We start from the raw sequence: 19172 nt of genomic DNA, 5'->3' as shown, positions 1-19172 counted from the left end.
GTCACTCCTCGCCGACGTCCGGCCCGTCGAGCCGGAAGCCGACCTTCAGGCCGACCTGGTAGTGCGCGACCTTCCCCTCCTGGAGGTGGCCGCGGATCTGCGTCACCTCGAACCAGTCCAGGTTGTGCAGGGTCTGCGAGGCACGGGCGATGCCGTTGCGGATGGCCTCGTCCACGCCGTTGTGGGACGTGCCGACGATCTCCGTGACGCGATACGTGTGGTGGGACATGGCGGCCTCCTCGTCGCCGGTGGAGCGTCGCGCCCGGTGGCGCGTCCTTTCCACGGTGCCCCAGCCCGCCCGGGTCCGCGAGGCGGGTGGTCCGGGCGGCTCCGGGGCTTGACCCGCCCATTGGTCCATACCAAAATCCAGCCATCGCCCGTGCGAACACGTTCGCTCCCCCCACGTCGGGTCCGTCCTGCCTGCACACCACGCACAAAGGTGACCTACGTGAAGAAGCGCCTGCTCGCCTGCCCCACCGCGCTCCTGTCCGCCCTCGCCCTGACCGGCTGCGGCCTCCTGCCGGGCCAGGACGGCGACGGCCGCACGGTGGTCCGGGTGTGGCTGATGAAGAACAGCGTGTCCGACGACTTCCTGCGCCGGTTCACCACCGCGTACGAGCAGGAACACCCCTCGGTGCGGCTGGAGGTCACCTTCCAGGAGTGGACCGGCATCGGCAAGAAGGTCATGGCCGCGCTGGGCAGCGACGACGCCCCCGACGTCATCGAGGTCGGCAACACCCAGGTGGCCCAGTACGCCGAGACCGACAAGCTCTTCGACCTGAGCCTCGAATCCGTACGGGACCTCGGCCACGAGGACTGGCTGCCGGGCCTCGCCGAGCCGGGCAGCATCGACGGCAGCCAGTACGGCATCCCCTGGTACGCCGCCAACAGGGTCGTCATCTACCACAAGGACCTCTTCGCGCGGGCCGGCGTCGACGGCCCGCCCAAGACGCGCGACGAGTGGCTGGCGGACACCGCGAGGATCAACCGCACCGGCGCCCAGGGCATCTACCTCGCCGGCCAGGACTGGTACACCCTCGCCGGGTTCATCTGGGAGGAGGGCGGCGAGCTGGCCGTCGAGAAGGACGGCCAGTGGACCGGGGCGCTCGACAGCGCCGCCGCCCTCAAGGGCATGGACTTCTACAAGGAGCTCCAGTCCCTGGGATCCGGCCCCGAGGACGCCGACGAGGAGAACCCGCCCCAGACGGAGGTGTTCGCCCGCGGCGACGTCGCCCAGATCATCGCCACCCCGGGCGCCGCGGCCGCCATCGAGGAGCACAACCCGGCGCTCGCCGCCAAGCTCGGCTACTTCCCGATCCCCGGCAAGCGCGCCGACCGCCCCTGCGCCGTGTTCACCGGCGGCTCCGACCTCGTCGTCCCCGTGAACGCCGGGGAACGCGCCGAAGGCATCGAGGTCGTCAAGGCGCTGGCCGGCCGAAGATGGCAGACCGACCTCGCCCGCACCATGAACTACGTGCCCAACAAGACCTCCCTGGCCTCCGTCGTCCAGGGCCAGGAGGCCACCGCCGCCATGGCCGCGGGAGCCGCCCGCGGCCGGGCCACGCCCAACTCGCCGCAGTGGGCCGACGTGGAGGCCGACAACCCCATCAAGCCGTACATGACGGCGGTCCTCCAGGGCCGCGACCCGAGGACCGCGGCGAGGGCCGCGTCGGAGCGGATCACCGTCGCGCTCTCGGGCTGAGCAACCCGGCATTCAGCCGTCGCACATCCACGCTCCGCCGGGCGGTCACGCCGAATCCAGCCGGCCACGGAAGAAGTAGGGGGCGGGCCCGGCGCAGTCGCGGCCCCGCCGCCCACCGTACCGGCCGAGGAGACCGCCATGTCCGCCCTGCCCGCGCCCACCCCGTCCCGCGCCGCCGCCCCGGCACCCGGCCTGGCTCTCGCCCCGGCCCGTCTGTCGCCGGCCCCCGCGGCCACAGCGCCCGTCACGGCATCGTCCGCCGCACCCGCCGTGCCCGCCGTACCCGTCCCGGCCGGTCTGCCGGCCGCGGTCCCGGCGCCGGTCACCGCGCCCGCCGCCCCCCTCCGCGTACCCTCCGCCGTCCCGGCCGCGGTTCCGGCGCCGGTCACCGCGCCCGCCGCCCCGGCCCCCGTCCGGGTACCTTCCGCCGTCCCGGCCGCGGGTCCGTCGGCCGCTCCTGGGCTCGCGGGGAACGCCCCCGACTCCCGCGGCGCGGCGCGACGGTCCCGCGGGGACAGCGAGGAGCGCCCCCGCTACCGGGTCTCGCTCGCGCGGGACCAGGACGACGTGCGGGCCGCGCAGCGGCTGCGGCACCAGGTGTTCGCCGGGGAGCTGGGCGCCCGGCTCGACGGACCCGAACCCGGCCTCGACAGCGACGCGTTCGACGCGTACTGCGACCACCTCCTCGTCCGCGACGAGACGACGGGCGACGTCGTCGCCACCTACCGGCTGCTGCCGCCGGAGCGCGCCCGGATCGCCGGACGCCTCTACGCCGAGGGCGAGTTCGACCTGGCCCGCCTCGACCCGATCCGTCACGACCTCGTCGAGGTCGGCCGCTCCTGCGTCCACCCCGCCCACCGCAACGGCGCCGCCATCTCCCTCGTCTGGGCCGGCATCGCCCACTACATGGAGCGCACCGGACACGACTGGCTGGCCGGCTGCTGCTCCGTCCCGCTCACCGACGGCGGCACCCTCGCCGCCGCCACGTGGAACACCGTCAAGTCCCGCCACCTGGCGCCCGAGGAGTACTGGGTCACCCCGCACCGCCTCTGGTCCGCCGACACCGCCCCGCGCCCCGCCGCCCGCACCGAGATCCCGCCGCTGCTGCGCGGCTACCTCCGCCTCGGCGCCTGGGTGTGCGGCGCTCCCGCCCACGACCCCGACTTCGGCGTCGCCGACCTCTACGTCCTGCTGTCCCTGCGCCGCGCCAACCCCCGCTACCTGCGGCACTTCCTCTCCCTCGGCGACGCCGGATGAGCGTCTGGCTGCCCACCGCGCCCTGCACCCCGCGGCGGTGCGCGCCGCCCCCGCCGCCGGGCGCGGCCGCCGGCCGGACGCGAGCGGCCCTGCGCCTGGCCGCCGGGCTGCTCGCCGTCCTCGCCGGGGTGGCGCTCTCGCCGCTCGCCGTCCCGCTGCGCCCCGCCGGCCGCCACGTCCTCGTCCGGCTGTGGTGCCGCACCGTCCTGCGCGCCTTCGGCCTGCGCGTACGCGTCATCGGCACGCCCCCGCCCGGCCCCCACCTCGTCGTCGCCAACCACATCTCCTGGCTCGACGTGCCGCTCGTCGCGGCCGTCCTGCCCGGCCGCACGGTCGCCAAGCGCGAGGTCCGCCACTGGCCCGTTCTCGGGCCCCTCGCCGCCCTGGGCGGCACGCTCTTCCTCGACCGGGACCGCCTGCGCACCCTCCCCGCCCTCGTACGGGACATGGCACGGGCCCTGGCCGCCGGTTCCCGCGTCGTCGTCTTCCCCGAGGGGTCCACCTGGTGCGGCCGCGCCCAGGGCCGGTTCCGCCCCGCCGCCTTCCAGGCCGCACTCGACGCGGGAGCCCCCGTCCAGCCCGTACGGATCACCTACCGTCCGCTCGGCCCCGCCGCGTTCGTCGGCGACGACCCGCTCACCGCCTCGCTGTGGCGGATCGCCACGGCCCGCCGGCTCACCGCCGAGGTGCGGCTCCTCGCCCCCGTCTCCGCCGGCCGCCACCCCGACCGCCGCGCACTGGCCCGCGCCGCACAGGCGGCCGTGGCCGGCCGTACGCCCGTCGCACCTCACACGGCCGTCGACAGCGACAGCGCGAACCACCCCTTCCCGTCCGTCCACCAGTGCCGCAACTCCAGCCCCGCACCGGCCAGTTCCGCCGCGACACCCGCCTGACGGAACTTCGCCGACACCTCCGTCCGCAGCTCCTCACCGGCCGCGAACGACACGGCCAGATCCAGCTCCGGGATCTTCACCGTGAGCGCCTCGCGCGCCCGCAGCCGCATCTCGATCCACTCGTTCTCGCGGTCCCACAGCGCCACATGGTCGAAGCAGTCCGGATCGGCGTCCGCGCCCAGCTCCCGCGCCAGCACGGACAGCACGTTCTTGTTGAACGCCGCCGTCACCCCGGCCGCGTCGTCGTACGCGGCCACCAGCACCCCCTCGTCCTTCACCAGGTCCGTGCCCAGCAGCAGCGCGTCCCCGGGCGCCAGCAGGCCCCGCACGGACCGCAGGAACACCGCCCGCTCGTCCGGCAGCAGGTTCCCCAGCGTCCCGCCCAGGAACGCCACCAGCCGTGGCCCCGGCGTGTCCGGCAGGACCAGCCCCCGTGTGAAGTCAGCGACCAGGGCGTGCACCCGCAGCGCGGGCATCTGCGCACCCAGCGCCGCCCCGGCACCCTTCAGCGCCGACTCGCTCACGTCGACCGGGACATAGCTGTCCAGCCCCGGCCCCAGCGCGCGCAGCAGGTGGCGCGTCTTCTCCGACGAACCGGACCCGAGCTCCACGAGCGTCCGCGCCCCGGTCGCGGCGGCCACGTCCGTCGCCCGGACCGCCAGGATCGACCGCTCCGCACGCGTCGGGTAGTACTCCGGCAGCCGGGTGATCTCCTCGAACAGCTCGCTGCCCCGCGCGTCGTAGAACCACTTGGGCGGCAGCACCTTCGGCGTACGGGTCAGCCCGTGCAGCACGTCGGCGCGCAGATCGGCACCGGCCGTGCCCTCGGGCAGCAGGCGGGTCAGGCGGAACGGGCTCACGCGGGGGACTCCTCGAGCGGATCGGCCGACGCACGCCGTACGTGCGCCGGTTCGGAGAGGTCGGACAGCGACGTCACGCCCGCGGCGGTCGCCGTGAGCAGCGTGCGGTCGGGCACCTCGCACCAGCCGGGACGGTCGTCGTACGGCTCCGAGGCCACGACCACCCGCCCGGAGCCGGCCAGGTACCACAGCGAGTCCCCCCACGTGCTCGCCGCGATCGTCGAACCGTCCATGACCAGCAGGTTCAGCCGCGACACCGGCGCCGCCGCGGCCACCTCGCGCACCGTCGCGGCCAGGGCGCGCGCCAAGGCCTCACCGCGCCGCAGCCGGTGCAGCAGCAGCGCCCACACCAGTGCCGAGTCGTTGCGGGCCTCCATCGCCAGCAGCTCCTCCGGCGGCAGCCCGGCGGCCGGCGCCGCCAGCGAGCCCGGCCAGCCGCCCACGGCCCCGTTGTGGCTGAACAGCCACGGGCCCGACGCGAAGGGCGCCGCGGCGGCCTCCGCGTCCGCGCCCGGAGCGGTCGCGTCCCGTACGGCGGCCAGCACCGCCCGCGAGCGCACCACGCGCGCCAGGTCGGTGAACGACAGGTCCGCCCACAGCGGCCCCGCCCGCCGGTAGCGGGCCGGCACCGGATCGCCGGCCGCGTACCAGCCGACGCCGAAACCGTCGGCGTTCACCGTCCCGTAGCGCTGCCGGCGCGGCGCCCACGCCTGCCGGTACAGCCCGTGCTCCGGCGCCACCAGCAGCTCGCCCAGCGGCACCTCCCGCGCGGCCACCCAGGCTATGTGACGGCACATCAGGCGCCACCGCCGTGCGCCGGTTCGCCGTCCCTCGCCGTGCGGAAACCGGAGAAGATCTGCCGCCGCACGGGCAGGTCCCAGTTGCGGAACGTCCCCCGGCACGCCACCGGCGCCGCCGCGAACGAACCACCGCGCAGCACCTTGTGCGCGGGCCCGAAGAACACCTCCGAGTACTCCCGGTACGGGAACGCGACGAACCCCGGGTACGGCAGGAAGTCGCTCGACGTCCACTCCCACACGTCACCCATCAGCTGCCGCACCCCCAGGGGCGAGCGCCCCGCCGGACAACTGCCCACCGGCGCGGGCCGCAGATGCCGCTGCCCCAGGTTGGCGTGGTCGGGCGTCGGGTCGGCGTCGCCCCACGGATGGCGCAGCGACCGCCCGGTCACCGGGTCGTGCCGGGCCGCCTTCTCCCACTCGGCCTCCGTCGGCAGCCGGCGGCCCGCCCAGCGCGCGTAGGCGTCCGCCTCGTACCAGCTGACGTGCAGCACCGGCTCGTCGTCGGGCACCGGCTCGACGACCCCGAAGCGGCGCCGCAGCCACTGTCCGCCCTCGCGCCGCCAGAACAGCGGCGCCTCTGTGCCGTGCTCCCGTATGTACGCCCAGCCCCGCGGGTCCCACCAGCGCGGGTCACGGTAGCCGCCCGCGTCGACGAAGTTCCGGTAGGCGCCGTTGGTGACGGGAAACGTGTCGATGAAGAACTCGGGCACGAACCGCACATGGGCCGGGCGTTCGTTGTCCAGCGCCCACGGCTCGTCCTCGTGGGAGGTGCCCATGAGGAACGCGCCCCCGGGGATCCGCACCTCTGCGGGCAGCAGCGCGGGGTCCTCCACCGGGGGCGGCGGGTCCGGCGCCGCGAGCACGGCGGGCCCCCGGCGCAGCTGGTGCGTGATCAGCATGGTCTCGTCGTGCTGCTGCTCGTGCTGGGCGATCATGCCGAACGCGAACGCCGCGTCGACCAGCGGCCGGCCCTCCAGGCGTGCGGAGTCCAGCACGTCCAGCACCCGGCCGCGCACCTCGGCCGCGTACGCCCGCGCCTCGGCCGGCGGGAGCAGCGGAAGGCTCGGCCGGGTGGCTCTGGGGTGCGCGAACGCGTCGTACAGCGAGTCGATCTCCGGGCGCAGCGCCGGACGCCCGCCGACGGCCCGCAGCAGCCACTGCTCCTCCTGGTTGGAGATGTGCGCCAGGTCCCACACGAGCGGGGACATCAGCGGCGAGTGCTGCGCCGTGAGGTCGGCGTCGTCGACGCAGTCGGTGAGCAGGGCGGTACGGGCCCGGGCACCGGCCAGCGCGGCGTACGCGTGCCCCCGCAGCGCCTCGGCCGAGGTGGGGACGGTCATGGGAGCGGGTCCTTCCCGGCGACGGGCGAGGGGAGGGGCTCGTCGGCCGGGCACCGGCCCCGCAGCACGAACCGCTCGTGGAAACCGGCCACCGCGTCCCGCACGGCGACCGGCGCCCCGGAGCGGGCGAGCGCGTCCAGGGCGAGGCCGAAGCAGACGACGGCGGCCCGGTGCAGGGCGGGCGAACCCGGCCCGTCCCGTACGGCGGCCCGCCAGTGGGCGTCGCTCGGCGGCGGCAGCGGTCCGGCGGTCTCCGCGAGCGGTTCGAGGGCCCGGTACGCCCCCTCGGCCGCCACCGGGTCGTCGAACAGCGCGCTCGTCACGGCGAGCGGCACGATCCACCCGTCGTCGCCGGACTGCGCGTCCAGCATCCGCAGCTCCAGATGGGTGCCGCGCGGCCGGACGGGCGGCCACAGCGTGGTGAGGTGATAGTCGAGGTCGTCGCGCGTCGCCGCCCTGGGCGGGCCGTCGCCCTTGGCGGAACGGCGCAGCCACTCGCGGAACGTCAGCGACTCGGGCACCATCCACGGCCCGGCCTCCGCCCGGACGCACATCACCGGCGTGTCCAGCACGTGCGCCGCCCAGGCGGAGCGCGGCTCGCGCCAGGCGGGCGGGGCGAGCCCCCGCACCGGGTCGACGCCCGCCCACAGCGACTGCCGCGTGGAACGCAGCCCGGTGGGCCTGCCGTGCAGCGTGGGCGAGTTGGCGAAGGACGCGACCAGCACGGGCCCCAGCAGATGCGCCAGCCGCCAGCGCCGTACGAAACCCAGAGGACCGGGCTCCTCGTAGCCGGAGTCCACGCAGACCTGCACGGACGCCGAGTCGCGCATCATGAACCGGCCGGCCGGCCCCCAGCGGTCGAGGTAGGCCTCCATCGCGTCGTAGCGGGGCTCGCGCAGCAGTCGCTCGCGGGAGAAGAGCCGGGGATCGGTCCCGGCGCCGGTGAGGGTGAGGCCGAGCGGGCCGAGCGTGCCCCGTACGGCCGCCAGATCGGCGGACATGGTGGCCACGCACTCGGCGAGGGAGGTGGCGGGCGGCGAGCTGAGCTCCAGCTGCCCGCCGGGTTCGAAGGTGAGCGAGGAGTGCAGGGGAACGTCGTGCAGCACGGCGAATGCCGAACGCAGACGGTCGGGCGGCACGGGGACGTGCGGTCGGTGCAGGTCGTGGACGAACCACTCCAGTTCCACCCCCACCGAGCGCGGAGGGCCGGTCTTGAAGCAGATGCCTCGCAGCAGGTCCTCCGCCTCCTCCTCGGCCAGCGGGGGACCGGCCTGCGGGAAAGCGCTCGACGGCATGTGGCCTCCTCCTGTGGAAGGCGTCCCTCTGTCGAAGGCGTCCCCTCCACCTAAGCCACCCGCGTCGGCCCGCACAAGGGCGCGAGAGTGAATGGGCGAATCCGGAAAATGCTTTGCCGCGACCGAGCATGATCATCCACGCTTCCGGGTATGAGTGCACGACTGCGCGAGATCGCGCGGCAGACCGAGGAGATCGTCGAAGCCGGCCGCTACCGCGCCCCCGACGGCCGTGAGGTCACCCTGTCCGACGCCGTGGCCCGCGCCACCGCCGCCACCACGCTGCACGGCCCCGACCCCGTCCCCGCGACGCCCGGCACCGGCCGGACGACCCGCTTCGAGGTCACCGGCGAGTCCAGCCTCGACGCCGCCCGCCGCCTCACCGGCGCCGCCCCGGACGCCCCGGTCGCGGTCCTCAACTTCGCGTCCGCCCGGAACCCCGGCGGCGGCTACCTGCGCGGCGCCCAGGCCCAGGAGGAGGCGCTGTGCCGCGCCTCCGCGCTGTACACCACGCTGCTGGCGGCGCCCGCCTACTACGAGCACCACCGCACGCACCGCGACCCGTTCTACACCGACCGGGTCATCCACTCGCCCGGCGTCCCCGTGTTCCGCGACGACCGCGGCCGGCTGCTGGACGCGCCCTGCACGGTGGGCTTCCTGACCTCGCCCGCACCCAACGCGGGCGTGATCACCAGCCGTACCCCCGGCGAGGCCCACCGCATACCGGCCGCCCTCGCCTCCCGCGCCGAACGCGTCCTGGAGACCGCCGTCGCCCACGGCTACCGGCGGCTCGTACTGGGCGCCTGGGGCTGCGGCGTCTTCCGCAACGACCCCTCCGAGGTGGCCGGCGCGTTCCGGGCGCTCCTGACGGGCGACGGCCGCTTCTCGGGCCACTTCGACGAGGTCGTCCTCGCCGTTCTGGACCGCACCCGCGAGGGCGGCACCCTGGGGGCGTTCCGCGCGGTGTTCGCCGACGTGGCGACGGATCCGCGGCCCGGCCCCGACCGGCGTGCACCCCGACGTGCGTACCGGGCGGAACGTCCTTAGCGTCACAGCATGAGGACACATCCGCAGCGCTTCGAGATCCTGGTCGTGCCCCAGCACGCCGAGGGGCGCGACGCCGCGCACCTCACGGAGGTGGCGATCCGCTCCGCCCTGGTCGAGGCCACCGGCGAGACCGGCGCGTCCGGCTACCCCCGGTACGCGGGGGAGGGGATGGTGGCCGACATCGATCCGGAGACCCGTACGGTGGAGGCGCTGCTGGTGGACGGCTTCGAGCTGGACTACGGCCTGTCCGCGCGGGTCGTGACGCCCGGCGCCGGGGAAGGCCGTTGACAGTGCCCCTCCCCGGAACGGAGACTCGCCCCGCCGAGTGGTGAACGGCCGTTCACCACACGAACGACCGAGGCCGTGGGAGAGACCCGATGAGCATCCGCGACGTGTACATCGTCGACGCCGTCCGCACACCGATCGGCAAGTTCGGCGGTGCTCTCTCCTCCGTACGCCCCGACGACCTCGCCGCCCACGTCGTACGGGCGCTGGTCGACCGGACGCCCGGCCTCGACCCGGCCAGGATCGACGACGTCTACTTCGGCGACGCGAACGGGGCGGGCGAGGACAACCGCGACGTGGCCCGCATGGCCGTCCTGCTCGCGGGCCTGCCCGTCACCGTGCCCGGCGTCACCGTCAACCGGCTGTGCGGCTCCGGCCTCGAAGCCGTCGTGCAGGCCGCCCGCGCCATCGCGCTCGGCGACGCCTCCGTCGTCCTCGCGGGTGGCGTGGAATCCATGTCCCGCGCCCCCTGGGTGCTCCAGAAGCCCGAACGCGCCTTCCCGGCGGGCCACCAGCAGCTGTACTCGACGACGCTCGGCTGGCGCATGACCAACCCGCGCATGCCCGCCGAGTGGACCGTGTCCCTCGGCGAGGGCGCCGAACTCGTCGCCGACAAGCACGCCATCACCCGCGACCAGCAGGACGCCTTCGCCCTCGCCAGCCACCGCAAGGCCGCCGAGGCCTGGGCCAAGGGCCTCTACGACGGCGAGGTCGTCCCGTACGGGGGAGTGGACCTGGTCCGCGACGAGTGCATCCGGGACTCGACGTCCATGGAGGCCCTGGCCAAGCTCAAGCCCTCGTTCCGTCCCGACGGCGGCACGGTCACCGCCGGCAACGCCTCACCGCTCAACGACGGCGCCGCCGCGCTGCTCCTCGTCGACGAGGAGGGCCTGCGCGCCTGCGGCCGCGAGCCGCTCGCCCGGATCCGCACCTCGGCGGTCACCGGCATCGAACCGCAGCTCTTCGGCCTGGGCCCGGTCGAGGCCGTCCAGCGGGCCCTGTCCCGGGCCGGGCGGACCTTCGCCGACCTGACGACCTTCGAACTGAACGAGGCGTTCGCCGCGCAGGCCCTCGGCTGCCTCGCCGAGTGGCCGGACCTCGACCCCGAGGTGGTCAACCCGCGCGGCGGCGCCATCGCCATCGGCCACCCGCTCGGCGCCTCGGGCGCCCGCCTCGCGGGCTCGGTCGCCCACCAGCTGGCGGCGGCGGGCTCGGGCACGGGCCTGGCGGCGCTGTGCATCGGCGTGGGCCAGGGGATCGCGGTGGTCCTGGAACGCTGAGGCACAGGCGCGCCCGGGGCCTCGGGCCCCGTCCTGCTCGGGCTTCGCGCTGCGGCCTTCGGGCCGGGCCTGCTCCGGCTTCGCGTCCCGGCCTTTCGGGTCAGGCCCCGGCCTCGTCGCCGGCCGCCTCCTCGATCGACTTCCGTACGGCGTCCATGTCCAGCCCGCGCGCCTGCCCGATCAGGTCCTCCAGGACCGGCTCGGGCAGCGCACCGGGCTGCGCGAAGACGGCCACCTTCTCCCGCACGATCATCAGCGTCGGAATGGACTGGACACCGAAGGCCGCGGCCAGCTCCGGCTGCGCCTCGGTGTCCACCTTGCCGAAGACCAGATCGGAGTGGCGCTCCGACGCCTTATCGAACACGGGCGCGAACCGCAGGCACGGCCCGCACCAGGACGCCCAGAAGTCGATCAGGACGAAGTCGTTGTCCGAGACGACCTGGTCGAAGTTTTCCTTGGTGAGCTCAACGGTGCTCATGCCGCCTGCCTTCTCGAGGATGCGTCGGTGCCCGGCACAACGGTGCGGGTCACGCCACTATTCCACCGCCGCGCCGGCCCGCGATCCCCTAGGTTGTGCGGCATGAGCAACCTTGACCGCCAGGCCGCGCCCGCCGTGTGCGGCGGCCGTGGCTTCGTCGTCGCGGAGCCCGTGAGGGAACTCCTCAGCCCGCGCCGCGTCCAGCTCGGTGAGTCCACCGAGGTACGCCGACTGCTCCCGAACCTCGGCCGCCGCATGGTCGGCGCCTGGGCGTTCGTCGACCACTACGGGCCCGACGACATCGCCGAGGAACCCGGCATGCAGGTCCCGCCCCACCCCCACATGGGCCTCCAGACCGTCAGCTGGCTCCACGAGGGCGAGGTGCTGCACCGCGACAGCACCGGCAGCCTCCAGACGATCCGCCCCCGCGAGCTGGGCCTGATGACCTCCGGCCGGGCGATCTCCCACTCCGAGGAGAGCCCCCGCCCCCACGCCCGCTACCTGCACGGCGCCCAGCTGTGGGTGGCCCTGCCCGGGGAACACCGCCATGTGGACCCGCACTTCGAGCACCACGCCGCCCTGCCGCAGGTCACGGCCCGGGCCTGACGGCCACTCTGATCCTGGGCAGCCTGGACGGCGCGACCTCCCCCGGCACCACGTACACCCCGATCGTCGGCGCCGACCTGGCGCTCGCCCGGGGCGCCACGGCCCGGCTGCCCCTGGACCCGGACTTCGAGTACGCGGTGCTGTGCATGTCGGGCGAGACCCACGTCGACGACGTGCCCGTCCTGCCCGGCTCGATGCTCTACCTCGGCTGCGGCCGCACCGAACTCCCCCTGCGCGCGGAGTCGGACGCGGGCCTGATGCTCCTGGGCGGCGAACCCTTCGCCGAGGAACTGGTCATGTGGTGGAACCTGATCGGCCGCACCCACGACGAGATCGCCGAGGCCCGCGAGGCCTGGATGAAGGGCACCCGCTTCGGCGAGGTCAAGGGCTACGACGGAGCCCCCCTGCCCGCCCCCGAACTCCCGCCGGGCCCGCTGAAACCACGGGGGAGGGTGCGCTGAACGGGGGAGGCCCCGCCGACAACCGGTGACTGCGAAGCCGCTTCTCGCCCCGCTATCCGGCGTCCAGCCACTGTTGCAGCTCGCGGTGCCGGAACTGGTAGGCGCCGCCCGAGGTGCGCAGCAGGCCGCCCTCGTGGGACCACCGCAGGAACCGCCCGAGCCGGCGGGGCAGTCGGCCGCGCACGCACAACAGGAACACCAGGTACCGGCGGCCGCCGCCGAACACCATCACCCACTGCAGAGCCGCGGCCACCAGACCGAAGGTCACCACGTCCGGGACCGGCACCGAGGAGAGCACCAGCTCGTCCGAGAAGGACATCACCCACCGGCCCATCACGATGGAGATTCCGGCGGCGACGAACATGGCACACCCCAGGAGGAGATCGCCCCGCAGTACGTAGCGCCACCTCACGGCCGCGTTGACATCAGGTGCGTACGTACCTGTGAAGGCGTGAGTGACGCCGGGCCCCGTCACGCCCCGTACGCCCATGAGGACCGACCAGAGCACCCCGAGAGCGGGCAGGAACGAGACGAGGGACGCGAGACCGAACGTGCCGGCCAGCCAGGCGGCGGGAAGGGCGAGCAGTCCGCCCAGCACGGACAGGACGAGCGCCACGGGCAGCGTGTCGATGACCAGGGTCAGGGTCGCGCCGGAGAACACACGCCCCCACGGCACGCACGGCGGCCGGTCACCCGCCTGCCTGGACACCTCCCATACCAACAGCACGACACCGATCCCGACGGTCCCGAACAGCCAGGGCGCCGGACTCTCCCTGAAGAGCAGCAACGGCAGTGTCAGCGCGAGGAAGACCACGGCGGCCGCCACGGAGTCGCAGAAGCGCACACGGGCAGGGCCGGCGATCGGCCACAGCTGGGGCCGGTGGATGTCCACGCGTTCTCCCGCACCGGGCCCGTTCCGCAGGTGCCGGGCGATCACGCCGAGCCAGTCCCTGACCCGGGCGGCGTCGTACGGCGCCGGGCGCAGGTCCAGGACGGCCGGGATGAACAGGGACAGCAGCCGATCCTTCAGCGCACGCTCCGTGGCGCAGCCGAAGAGCTCCGACGGGTCGCCGCGCCTGTGGTACACGGCCTTGAGCAGGAGCAGCCACCAGGGTGTCGTCAGGGCCCGGCGCAGCACGGGGTGCGCGGGCAGGTCCCGGACGAACGCGAGCCAGCGCGCCTCACCCCGGAACACCGTGGTGAGATGTTCCACGACGCGCCCGTGGTCCATGGGATCGATGTCGACGCGGACGGCGTGCTCCAGATGGCTGCCCGACGGCAGGGCGTCGTAGTGGCGCGTGCGGCACAGGAGAATCAGCGGAAACCGGGACACCATCGCGCCGTGGTTGCCGAGCACCTTCAACGCGGCCAGGGCGCGCGGCGCCTCCGGGTCCGGCAACTGCCGCCCGTCCGGGCCGCGGCGGGGGTTGCGGTCGGCATCGGTGAGGCCCGGGTCCATCTCGTCCAGGCCGTCCAGGACGGGCAGGACGAACCCGTTCCGCACCATCCACGTCGCGCGTTCCTCGGACGTCCCCGCCTTGATCAGGTGGCCGGTCAAAAGCTCGTCGAACGAGTCCTTCATGTCCCATTCGGCCAGCGACACCCGTACGGGCAGGGGGTCGTCCGGCTGGCGCCCCTCGATGAGCCCCCTCACCAGCGCCACCGACAGCACCGTCTTGCCGGCGCCGGGGCACCGGTGACGACGAGGCGCGGCTTCGTGCACGACCGGTAGTACGTGACGATGTCGGGAAGGTCCCCGCTCGCCGCCGGACCGCTGCTCGTCAGCTGCCCCCTGTCGGGGCCCGCGCCTGAACTCCCCCCATCGGGACGGCGGGTGAAGGTCACGCTCAGCAGCTCTTCGTCCCTCCCCACGAGGGCGCGCAGCTGTCTCTCCTCGGCGGCCAGCAGGCTCTTCGCCAGGGTTTCCGCGGCGCTCCGGGCGTGCTGGAGCGCGTCGACCGGCTGCGGGACGGTTCTCCTGGTCGACTCATAGCCGGCCAGCGCGAGGACGAGCCCCACGGACGTGAGCACCATGGACACGATCGACGAGACGCCGCTCGCGTCCTGACCGCCCCTGAGCAGCTGTACGAGAGCCCAGACCGCCGCGCATACGGTGGCCAGAACGACGAGCAGCCACCTGAGCCTCTTCGTCATGCGTCCCCCCTGGCTCCAGCATGCCGTACGCCCAGGACGCCGAAACCCCCACGACGGCCCCGCGCAAGACGACGGCCAGGCTCTCGTCGTGACTGCGGGTGCCGTGTCCGACCGTCTCATGGGCCCGTTCTCGCCCCGCGCCGCAAAACATGGGGGGTCAAGGTTTTGAGTCGGGGTGTGTGGCTACATTGCCCGGGTGAGCACACGCGGGTCCCGAGGGCCCTACGCCAAGACCGCCGCCAAGCGGCAGAAGATCCTCGACGCCGCCCTGGCCGCCTATGCCGAGGCGGGCAGTCGGGGGGTGTCGGTGCGGGACATCGCCCAGCGGGTGGGGATGACCGACGCGGGGGTGCTGCACCACTTCGGCAGCCGTGAAGCCCTGCTCACCGCGGTGATCGAAGCCCGTGACGTCGCCGCCTCCGAGGCGTACACGCCGGAGACCGTGCTCTGGCGCACGGAGCTGCTGGCGGAGAACGCCGCCACACCCGGGCTGGTCAAGCTGTTCCTGGACATCGCGGCGGCCGCCGCCAACCCGGACCACCCGGGGCACGCGTTCTTCACCGAGCGCTACCGGGTACTGCGGCAGCAGATCGCGGCCCTGCTTCTCGCCGGTCCGCCCCCGGGGCTCGAGTCCGCCGGGCCGGGGGCCGGCCGCGACGCCGACTGGGCCGCCCGGGTCCTGCTGGCCGCGACCGACGGCCTCCAGCTCCAGTGGCTGCTGGAGCCGTCGATCGACATGGCCGGGGACATCGGACGGTTGCGCGATGTGCTGCTGGACGCCCTGGAACGTGAGGGGCGCGCGGGGGCGGAGGGCGGCGGGCACGCGGCCGGCCCTCAGCCGGGGGAGTAGTCCGGGCCCGACGGTTCCCGCTCACCCTCGGCCCCGGGGGCCAGGGTCACGGCCACCCGCGTGCCGCGTGCCGTCCGTACGACGGCGCAGTCGAGGGCGTACGCGCGCACCAGCTCAAGCCCCCGGCCGCAGCACGCGTCGGCGCCGTCGCCGGGCAGGCGCGGGCGTCGGGGCCGCCACCGGCCGGTGTCCTGGACCCGCACGGCGACCGTTCGCCCCGTGGTCGTCAGGAGGACCGCGACATCGGGGCTGCCGCTGTGCCGCACGACGTTGGTGACCAGTTCGGTGACGATGACGGCGAGGGCCTCGTCGGTGTGCTCGCCCAGGCTCCAGCGGTGTGCCGTGTCCCGGGCGAAGCGCCGGAGCGAAGGGACCGCCTCGACGGTCGCCGGCATGACGCACAGGGCCCGCCGGGTGTCGTGCGCGGTCGGGCCGGGCCGGTCGGGAGCGACGTCGGGGGAACCGCTCAGCGGGGCGTTCCGCACGGTGGCGGGCGGGGTGGCGATGAACATGGGGGGCTCCTTTGCGCCGGGGGGCGGGGCGCGGTCGACGGCGTGAAGCCGTCCGGTTCTGCCACCGTAGGTACGAAAACTTTGGATGTCTAGGTTTTCATGTGCCCTGCGCCTCCGGCCCTGGAGCAGAGGGCCGGAGGCGCAGGTCAGGGGGGTGGCGATCAGCTGGTGGGCGTCCAGCGCTGGGCCGCGGTGGCCGAGCAGGTGGCGAGTTCCAGCTTGGTGCCGTTGGCGGTGCCGGACCGGACGGGGGCGAGGCAGCGGCCGCCGCTGGTCACGCTCGACTGGGGGCCGAGCTGCCACTTCTGGCCCGTCGAGCCGTTGCACGGCTGCACGGCGACGGTGGTGGCCGAGCCGTCGAGGCAGACGCCGTCCTTGCCGGTGAGCGTGCCGGCGGCCGTGAACGTCCAGCGCTGGTTGGTGCCGCCGTGGCAGGCGTACAGCGTCGGCTCGGTGCCCGCCGTCGTGGAGCCGTACGGCAGGTCGACGCAGGACGACGAAGCCCCGTTGACCAGCGTCGTGTTCGCCGGGAGCGGGGTGGCTCTGCCCGTTGCGGAGATCTCGGCCGCGCTGGTCCACGGGCCCCGGTCCCCCGCCTCCGTCAGGGCCTTGAGGCGCAGGTAACGCCCGGTCCTCGGCGCGAAGGTGACCTTCTTCTCGGTCGCGGTGTCGGTGAACGCGCCCGTGGCGACCGGGCTGCCCCAACTCGCCGTCGTGTCGGAGACGTACACCTCGTACGCCCCGATCCGGCCGTTGCTCGCGCCGTCCTGGCGCGGCAAGTAGGACAGGCTGTCGACGTCGTACCGCGCCCCGAGATCGATCTGGATCTCGTGCGGCAGCGCCGCGGCCGATCCGCCGGAGTAGGCGGTGTGCCACCGGGTGGCCGGGTCGCCGTCGATGGCGTTGGCGGCGGCGCCGTTCTCGGCCGAGGTCTCCTGGCTGTCGACGTACTGGACCTTCCAGCCGGCCTTCGAGATCGGGGCGCCGGTACCGGGCACCTGGCCGGCGGGCAGGAGCGTCACGCCGGACGCGGTGACGGTGAACGCGCCCGACTTGCCGCCCGCCTTGATCCACAGGGTGCCGGACCGGTCGGCGGGGTCGAAGTACCAGCCGGTGGTGGCGGAGTCGTAGGCGCTCTTGGAGGTCAGCGCCGGCAGGGTGGTGCCGTCGACGGTGACGCCGGCGGGGGCGGCGGCCGCGTGGACGGTGAACTCGTAGCCGCGCGACGCGGGCTTGCCGGCGTACGTGCCGGTGCTCGCGCCGACGGCGATGCGCACGTCGCCGGTGCCGGAGGCGGGCGCGGTGACGTCCACCTTCTGCTTGGCGTACGCGCCGGACTTGTAGGAGCGGGTGATGCCGTCGTCCTCGTACAGCGTGAACGTCGACGAGCCGCGCGGATAGATGTCGTAGGTGAGCCTGTCCACCGGCTTCTCGCCCGTGTAGTTCATCTGCGGCCACATCGGCACGATGCCGCCGCCCTTCACGAAGAGGGGAAGGGTGTCGAGCGGGGCGGAGTAGCCGTTGAGCCAGCCGGGGCCGGCATAGGTCCTGCCGGTCCAGTAGTCCGTCCACGTGCCGACGGGCAGGTAGATGCCGTCGCGGGTCGTGGTGTCGGTGACGACGGGCGCGACCAGGAGCGAGTCGCCGGACATGAACTGGCCGCTGGTCTGGTTCCCGCGCGCCACGGGGTCGTCCGGGTACTCCAGGACCATGGCGCGGACGGTGGGCGTGCCGGTCTCGGTGGCGACGCGGCTCGCCGAGTACAGGTACGGCATCATCCGCATCTTGAGCTTGAGGTACTTGCGGTTGATGGAGAGGTACGGGTCGGGGAACCGCCAGGGCTGCTTGTCCTGGTAGCCGGTCTCCGGGTTGGTGGCGCCCCAGCCGGACATCGTCATGAACGCCGGGGTGAACGCCTTCCACTGGAGGTCGCGGACGTAGGTCTTGGGGCTGCCCTGGAAGATGCCGTCGATGTCGCCGGAGGCGTAGTTGAGCGCGGACAGGCCGGCGCCCGTGATGGCCGGGACGTGCCAGCGCATGGCGTCCCAGGTGCCGGGCGTGTCGCCGGTCCAGACGACGGCGTTGCGCTGCGTGCCGGCCCAGCCGTCGACCGTCCAGACGTAGCGGCGGGCGTCGGAGTTGCGCTCGATGCCGTCCACGGCCTGCTGGACGCCGTCGAAGGCGTACTTGTAGCCGGGGCCGATCCACGCCACGTCGGTCTTCACACCGCGGCTGCCGGCGGTGCCCACCTCCTGATCGATGTTCGCCAGCCCGGTGGACGTCCACAGGCCGGTCTGGAAGCCCTTCGCCCTGAGCCCGTCGACGGTCGCCTTCAGGTCCGTGTATCCGCAGCCGTAGCCGTCGTTGGGCAGGAACCAGCCGGAGGGCATGTCGGCGGCGCGGGCGTCGGTGGCGTAGCCGAGGACGTCCTTGGTGGTCTGGTGGCGCAGGCGGTTGTGGTCCCCCTGGTAGTCGGGGTTGGAGGCGTTCCAGCAGTCGGCGTTACCCAGCTCGAAGCCCCACATCGGCGCCAGGAACGGCTTGCCGCTGACGTCCGTGTACGCGTCGAGCACACCCTTGAGGGAGTCGCCGACGAAGTACCAGGCGTCGAAGCGGCTCTCGTTGTGCGTGAACGTGCCGGGCGCCCCGAAGGTGTACGTACCGGGGGCCCAGGTGTTGCGCATGACGCCGTAGCCGTTGGTGGACATGTAGAACGGCGCCGGGCTGGCGTTGGTGTTCTCCTTCCACGTGTTGGCGACGGACACCGGGACGGTCTTGCCGCGCAGCGCCCACTCGCCGAGCCGCAGGCCGGTGCCGTAGAACTGCTCGTCGGGGCCTTGGGCGAGGTACTGGCTGGTCTGCGTGCCGGTCCAGGACAGGGGCTGGGACTCGGCCCAGACGAGGGTCCTGTCGTCGGCGCGGTAGACGGAGAACCGCAGCGGGGACTTGTTGACGCGGATGCTCAGCGCCGGGGTGCTGATCCGGTAGTGGGTGCCGGCGTCCGTGACGCTCGTGGTCACCGGCCCGAAGTCGGTGGCGACGGCGAGGGCGTTGCCCGCCGGGTCGTCGGCGAAGCCGCCGTTGGGCGACAGCCAGATCCGGAAGATGTCCTGCCGGGCTATCACCACGCGGGCTTTCGCGGCCGTCGTGGTGCTGATCGTGACGGTGTTCCCGGACTGGCTGACGCCGGTGACGTCCCCCGCGCTCGCCGCGGCCGCGGGCGACACGGGCCCGGCGACCGAGAAGACGGCGGCCACCAGGGCCGCCACCAGGCCGAGGATCGCCGGGCGTCTGCCGCGGGCCCGGCCACCTCCCCGGCGTGGGGTTCGTACGGAACTTCGTTGCATCACAGCCG

Annotated in this window: 17 protein-coding genes and 1 pseudogene; 8 read left to right on the top strand and 10 right to left on the bottom strand. The window is 73.8% G+C overall.

Translation table 11 applies throughout. The annotated features are described in order from the left end of the window. Window position 1 precedes the first annotated feature (1 nt). Window positions 2-229: a dodecin gene (locus ABEB09_RS02515; protein WP_345686622.1), complete on the bottom strand. Its 228-nt coding sequence runs from the start codon at window positions 227-229 to the stop codon at window positions 2-4. A gap of 219 nt (window positions 230-448) precedes the next feature. Between ABEB09_RS02515 and ABEB09_RS02510 the strand changes: the two genes are divergently transcribed. The 3 genes from ABEB09_RS02510 (at window position 449) to ABEB09_RS02500 (ending at window position 3852) form a co-directional block, all read left to right on the top strand. Then, window positions 449-1702, top strand: coding sequence for an extracellular solute-binding protein (locus ABEB09_RS02510; protein ID WP_345686620.1), 1254 nt, complete (start codon window positions 449-451; stop codon window positions 1700-1702). Between the two features lie 297 nt (window positions 1703-1999). Further along, the gene (locus ABEB09_RS02505; protein WP_345693820.1) at window positions 2000-2959 is read left to right on the top strand and encodes a GNAT family N-acetyltransferase; all 960 of its coding nucleotides are present in this window, start codon (window positions 2000-2002) and stop codon (window positions 2957-2959) included. After that, window positions 2956-3852, top strand: coding sequence for a lysophospholipid acyltransferase family protein (locus tag ABEB09_RS02500; RefSeq protein ID WP_345686618.1), 897 nt, complete (start codon window positions 2956-2958; stop codon window positions 3850-3852). The genes ABEB09_RS02505 and ABEB09_RS02500 overlap by 4 nt, the downstream gene beginning before the upstream one ends. On the opposite strand, the gene egtD is transcribed toward ABEB09_RS02500, so the two are convergent. Genes egtD through egtA form a run of 4 tightly spaced genes read right to left on the bottom strand, consistent with a single transcriptional unit; the run spans window position 3747 to window position 8147 of the window. Continuing rightward, a complete protein-coding gene (gene egtD, locus ABEB09_RS02495; protein ID WP_345686616.1) occupies window positions 3747-4712 on the bottom strand; it encodes an L-histidine N(alpha)-methyltransferase in 966 nt (321 codons plus the stop codon). The two genes, ABEB09_RS02500 and egtD, sit on opposite strands and share 106 nt — an antisense overlap. Next, window positions 4709-5509 carry an ergothioneine biosynthesis protein EgtC gene (egtC, locus tag ABEB09_RS02490; RefSeq protein WP_345686614.1) on the bottom strand — a complete coding sequence of 267 codons (801 nt, stop codon included), beginning with the start codon at window positions 5507-5509 and terminating at the stop codon, window positions 4709-4711. Before egtC ends, egtD begins: the two co-directional genes overlap by 4 nt. After that, a complete protein-coding gene (gene egtB, locus ABEB09_RS02485; RefSeq protein WP_345686612.1) occupies window positions 5509-6852 on the bottom strand; it encodes an ergothioneine biosynthesis protein EgtB in 1344 nt (447 codons plus the stop codon). The genes egtC and egtB overlap by 1 nt, the downstream gene beginning before the upstream one ends. Beyond that, on the bottom strand, window positions 6849-8147 hold the full coding sequence (egtA, locus tag ABEB09_RS02480) for an ergothioneine biosynthesis glutamate--cysteine ligase EgtA (protein WP_345686609.1): 1299 nt from the start codon (window positions 8145-8147) through the stop codon (window positions 6849-6851). The genes egtB and egtA overlap by 4 nt, the downstream gene beginning before the upstream one ends. A 150-nt stretch (window positions 8148-8297) precedes the next feature. On the opposite strand from egtA, the gene ABEB09_RS02475 reads away from it, so the two are divergent. From ABEB09_RS02475 to ABEB09_RS02465, 3 genes are all read left to right on the top strand, one after another. Next, window positions 8298-9191 (top strand): TIGR02452 family protein, encoded by an 894-nt coding sequence (locus ABEB09_RS02475; protein WP_345686607.1) that lies wholly within the window; start codon window positions 8298-8300, stop codon window positions 9189-9191. Between the two features lie 9 nt (window positions 9192-9200). After that, complete coding sequence (locus ABEB09_RS02470; RefSeq protein WP_345686605.1) at window positions 9201-9479, top strand: hypothetical protein; 279 nt, start codon at window positions 9201-9203, stop codon at window positions 9477-9479. Between the two features lie 89 nt (window positions 9480-9568). Beyond that, complete coding sequence (locus ABEB09_RS02465) at window positions 9569-10756, top strand: thiolase family protein (protein ID WP_345686603.1); 1188 nt, start codon at window positions 9569-9571, stop codon at window positions 10754-10756. A gap of 100 nt (window positions 10757-10856) precedes the next feature. Here ABEB09_RS02465 and trxA read toward each other — a convergent pair whose 3' ends face one another. Next, a complete protein-coding gene (gene trxA, locus ABEB09_RS02460; protein ID WP_345686601.1) occupies window positions 10857-11234 on the bottom strand; it encodes a thioredoxin in 378 nt (125 codons plus the stop codon). Between the two features lie 102 nt (window positions 11235-11336). Here trxA and ABEB09_RS02455 point away from each other — a divergent pair. Beyond that, window positions 11337-12301 (top strand): annotated as a pseudogene (locus ABEB09_RS02455) (pirin family protein). 52 nt (window positions 12302-12353) lie between these two features. Here ABEB09_RS02455 and ABEB09_RS02450 read toward each other — a convergent pair. Both ABEB09_RS02450 and ABEB09_RS02445 read right to left on the bottom strand, forming a co-directional pair. Further along, entirely contained in the window at window positions 12354-13964 is a 1611-nt protein-coding gene (locus ABEB09_RS02450; RefSeq protein WP_345686599.1) for a hypothetical protein, read from the bottom strand. Beyond that, on the bottom strand, window positions 13952-14455 hold the full coding sequence (locus ABEB09_RS02445; protein WP_345686597.1) for a hypothetical protein: 504 nt from the start codon (window positions 14453-14455) through the stop codon (window positions 13952-13954). The genes ABEB09_RS02450 and ABEB09_RS02445 overlap by 13 nt, the downstream gene beginning before the upstream one ends. Window positions 14456-14651: 196 nt before the next feature. On the opposite strand from ABEB09_RS02445, the gene ABEB09_RS02440 reads away from it, so the two are divergent. Next, complete coding sequence (locus ABEB09_RS02440) at window positions 14652-15305, top strand: TetR/AcrR family transcriptional regulator (RefSeq protein WP_345686595.1); 654 nt, start codon at window positions 14652-14654, stop codon at window positions 15303-15305. Here ABEB09_RS02440 and ABEB09_RS02435 read toward each other — a convergent pair. After that, on the bottom strand, window positions 15290-15817 hold the full coding sequence (locus ABEB09_RS02435; RefSeq protein ID WP_345686593.1) for an ATP-binding protein: 528 nt from the start codon (window positions 15815-15817) through the stop codon (window positions 15290-15292). The genes ABEB09_RS02440 and ABEB09_RS02435 overlap by 16 nt on opposite strands. A gap of 161 nt (window positions 15818-15978) precedes the next feature. Beyond that, window positions 15979-19086 (bottom strand): TIM-barrel domain-containing protein, encoded by a 3108-nt coding sequence (locus ABEB09_RS02430; protein WP_345686591.1) that lies wholly within the window; start codon window positions 19084-19086, stop codon window positions 15979-15981. Between the last annotated feature and the right edge of the window lie 86 nt (window positions 19087-19172).

The organism is Streptomyces coeruleoprunus (assembly GCF_039542925.1).
GTDB classification, from domain to species: Bacteria; Actinomycetota; Actinomycetes; order Streptomycetales; family Streptomycetaceae; genus Streptomyces; species Streptomyces coeruleoprunus.
Note: the sequence above shows the minus strand (reverse complement) of the source record. Positions and strands in the feature narration are given on the sequence as shown.

What these genes read in the sequence shown, in the direction of transcription:
- egtC (WP_345686614.1), bottom strand. Translation starts at nt 5,509, where the DNA reads ATGTGCCGTCACATAGCCTGGGTGGCCGCGCGGGAGGTGCCGCTGGGC.
- ABEB09_RS02470 (WP_345686605.1), top strand. Translation starts at nt 9,201, where the DNA reads ATGAGGACACATCCGCAGCGCTTCGAGATCCTGGTCGTGCCCCAGCAC.
- ABEB09_RS02500 (WP_345686618.1), top strand. Translation starts at nt 2,956, where the DNA reads ATGAGCGTCTGGCTGCCCACCGCGCCCTGCACCCCGCGGCGGTGCGCG.
- ABEB09_RS02515 (WP_345686622.1), bottom strand. Translation starts at nt 229, where the DNA reads ATGTCCCACCACACGTATCGCGTCACGGAGATCGTCGGCACGTCCCAC.
- egtB (WP_345686612.1), bottom strand. Translation starts at nt 6,852, where the DNA reads ATGACCGTCCCCACCTCGGCCGAGGCGCTGCGGGGGCACGCGTACGCC.
- trxA (WP_345686601.1), bottom strand. Translation starts at nt 11,234, where the DNA reads ATGAGCACCGTTGAGCTCACCAAGGAAAACTTCGACCAGGTCGTCTCG.
- ABEB09_RS02465 (WP_345686603.1), top strand. Translation starts at nt 9,569, where the DNA reads ATGAGCATCCGCGACGTGTACATCGTCGACGCCGTCCGCACACCGATC.
- ABEB09_RS02445 (WP_345686597.1), bottom strand. Translation starts at nt 14,455, where the DNA reads ATGACGAAGAGGCTCAGGTGGCTGCTCGTCGTTCTGGCCACCGTATGC.
- ABEB09_RS02475 (WP_345686607.1), top strand. Translation starts at nt 8,298, where the DNA reads ATGAGTGCACGACTGCGCGAGATCGCGCGGCAGACCGAGGAGATCGTC.
- egtA (WP_345686609.1), bottom strand. Translation starts at nt 8,147, where the DNA reads ATGCCGTCGAGCGCTTTCCCGCAGGCCGGTCCCCCGCTGGCCGAGGAG.
- ABEB09_RS02435 (WP_345686593.1), bottom strand. Translation starts at nt 15,817, where the DNA reads ATGTTCATCGCCACCCCGCCCGCCACCGTGCGGAACGCCCCGCTGAGC.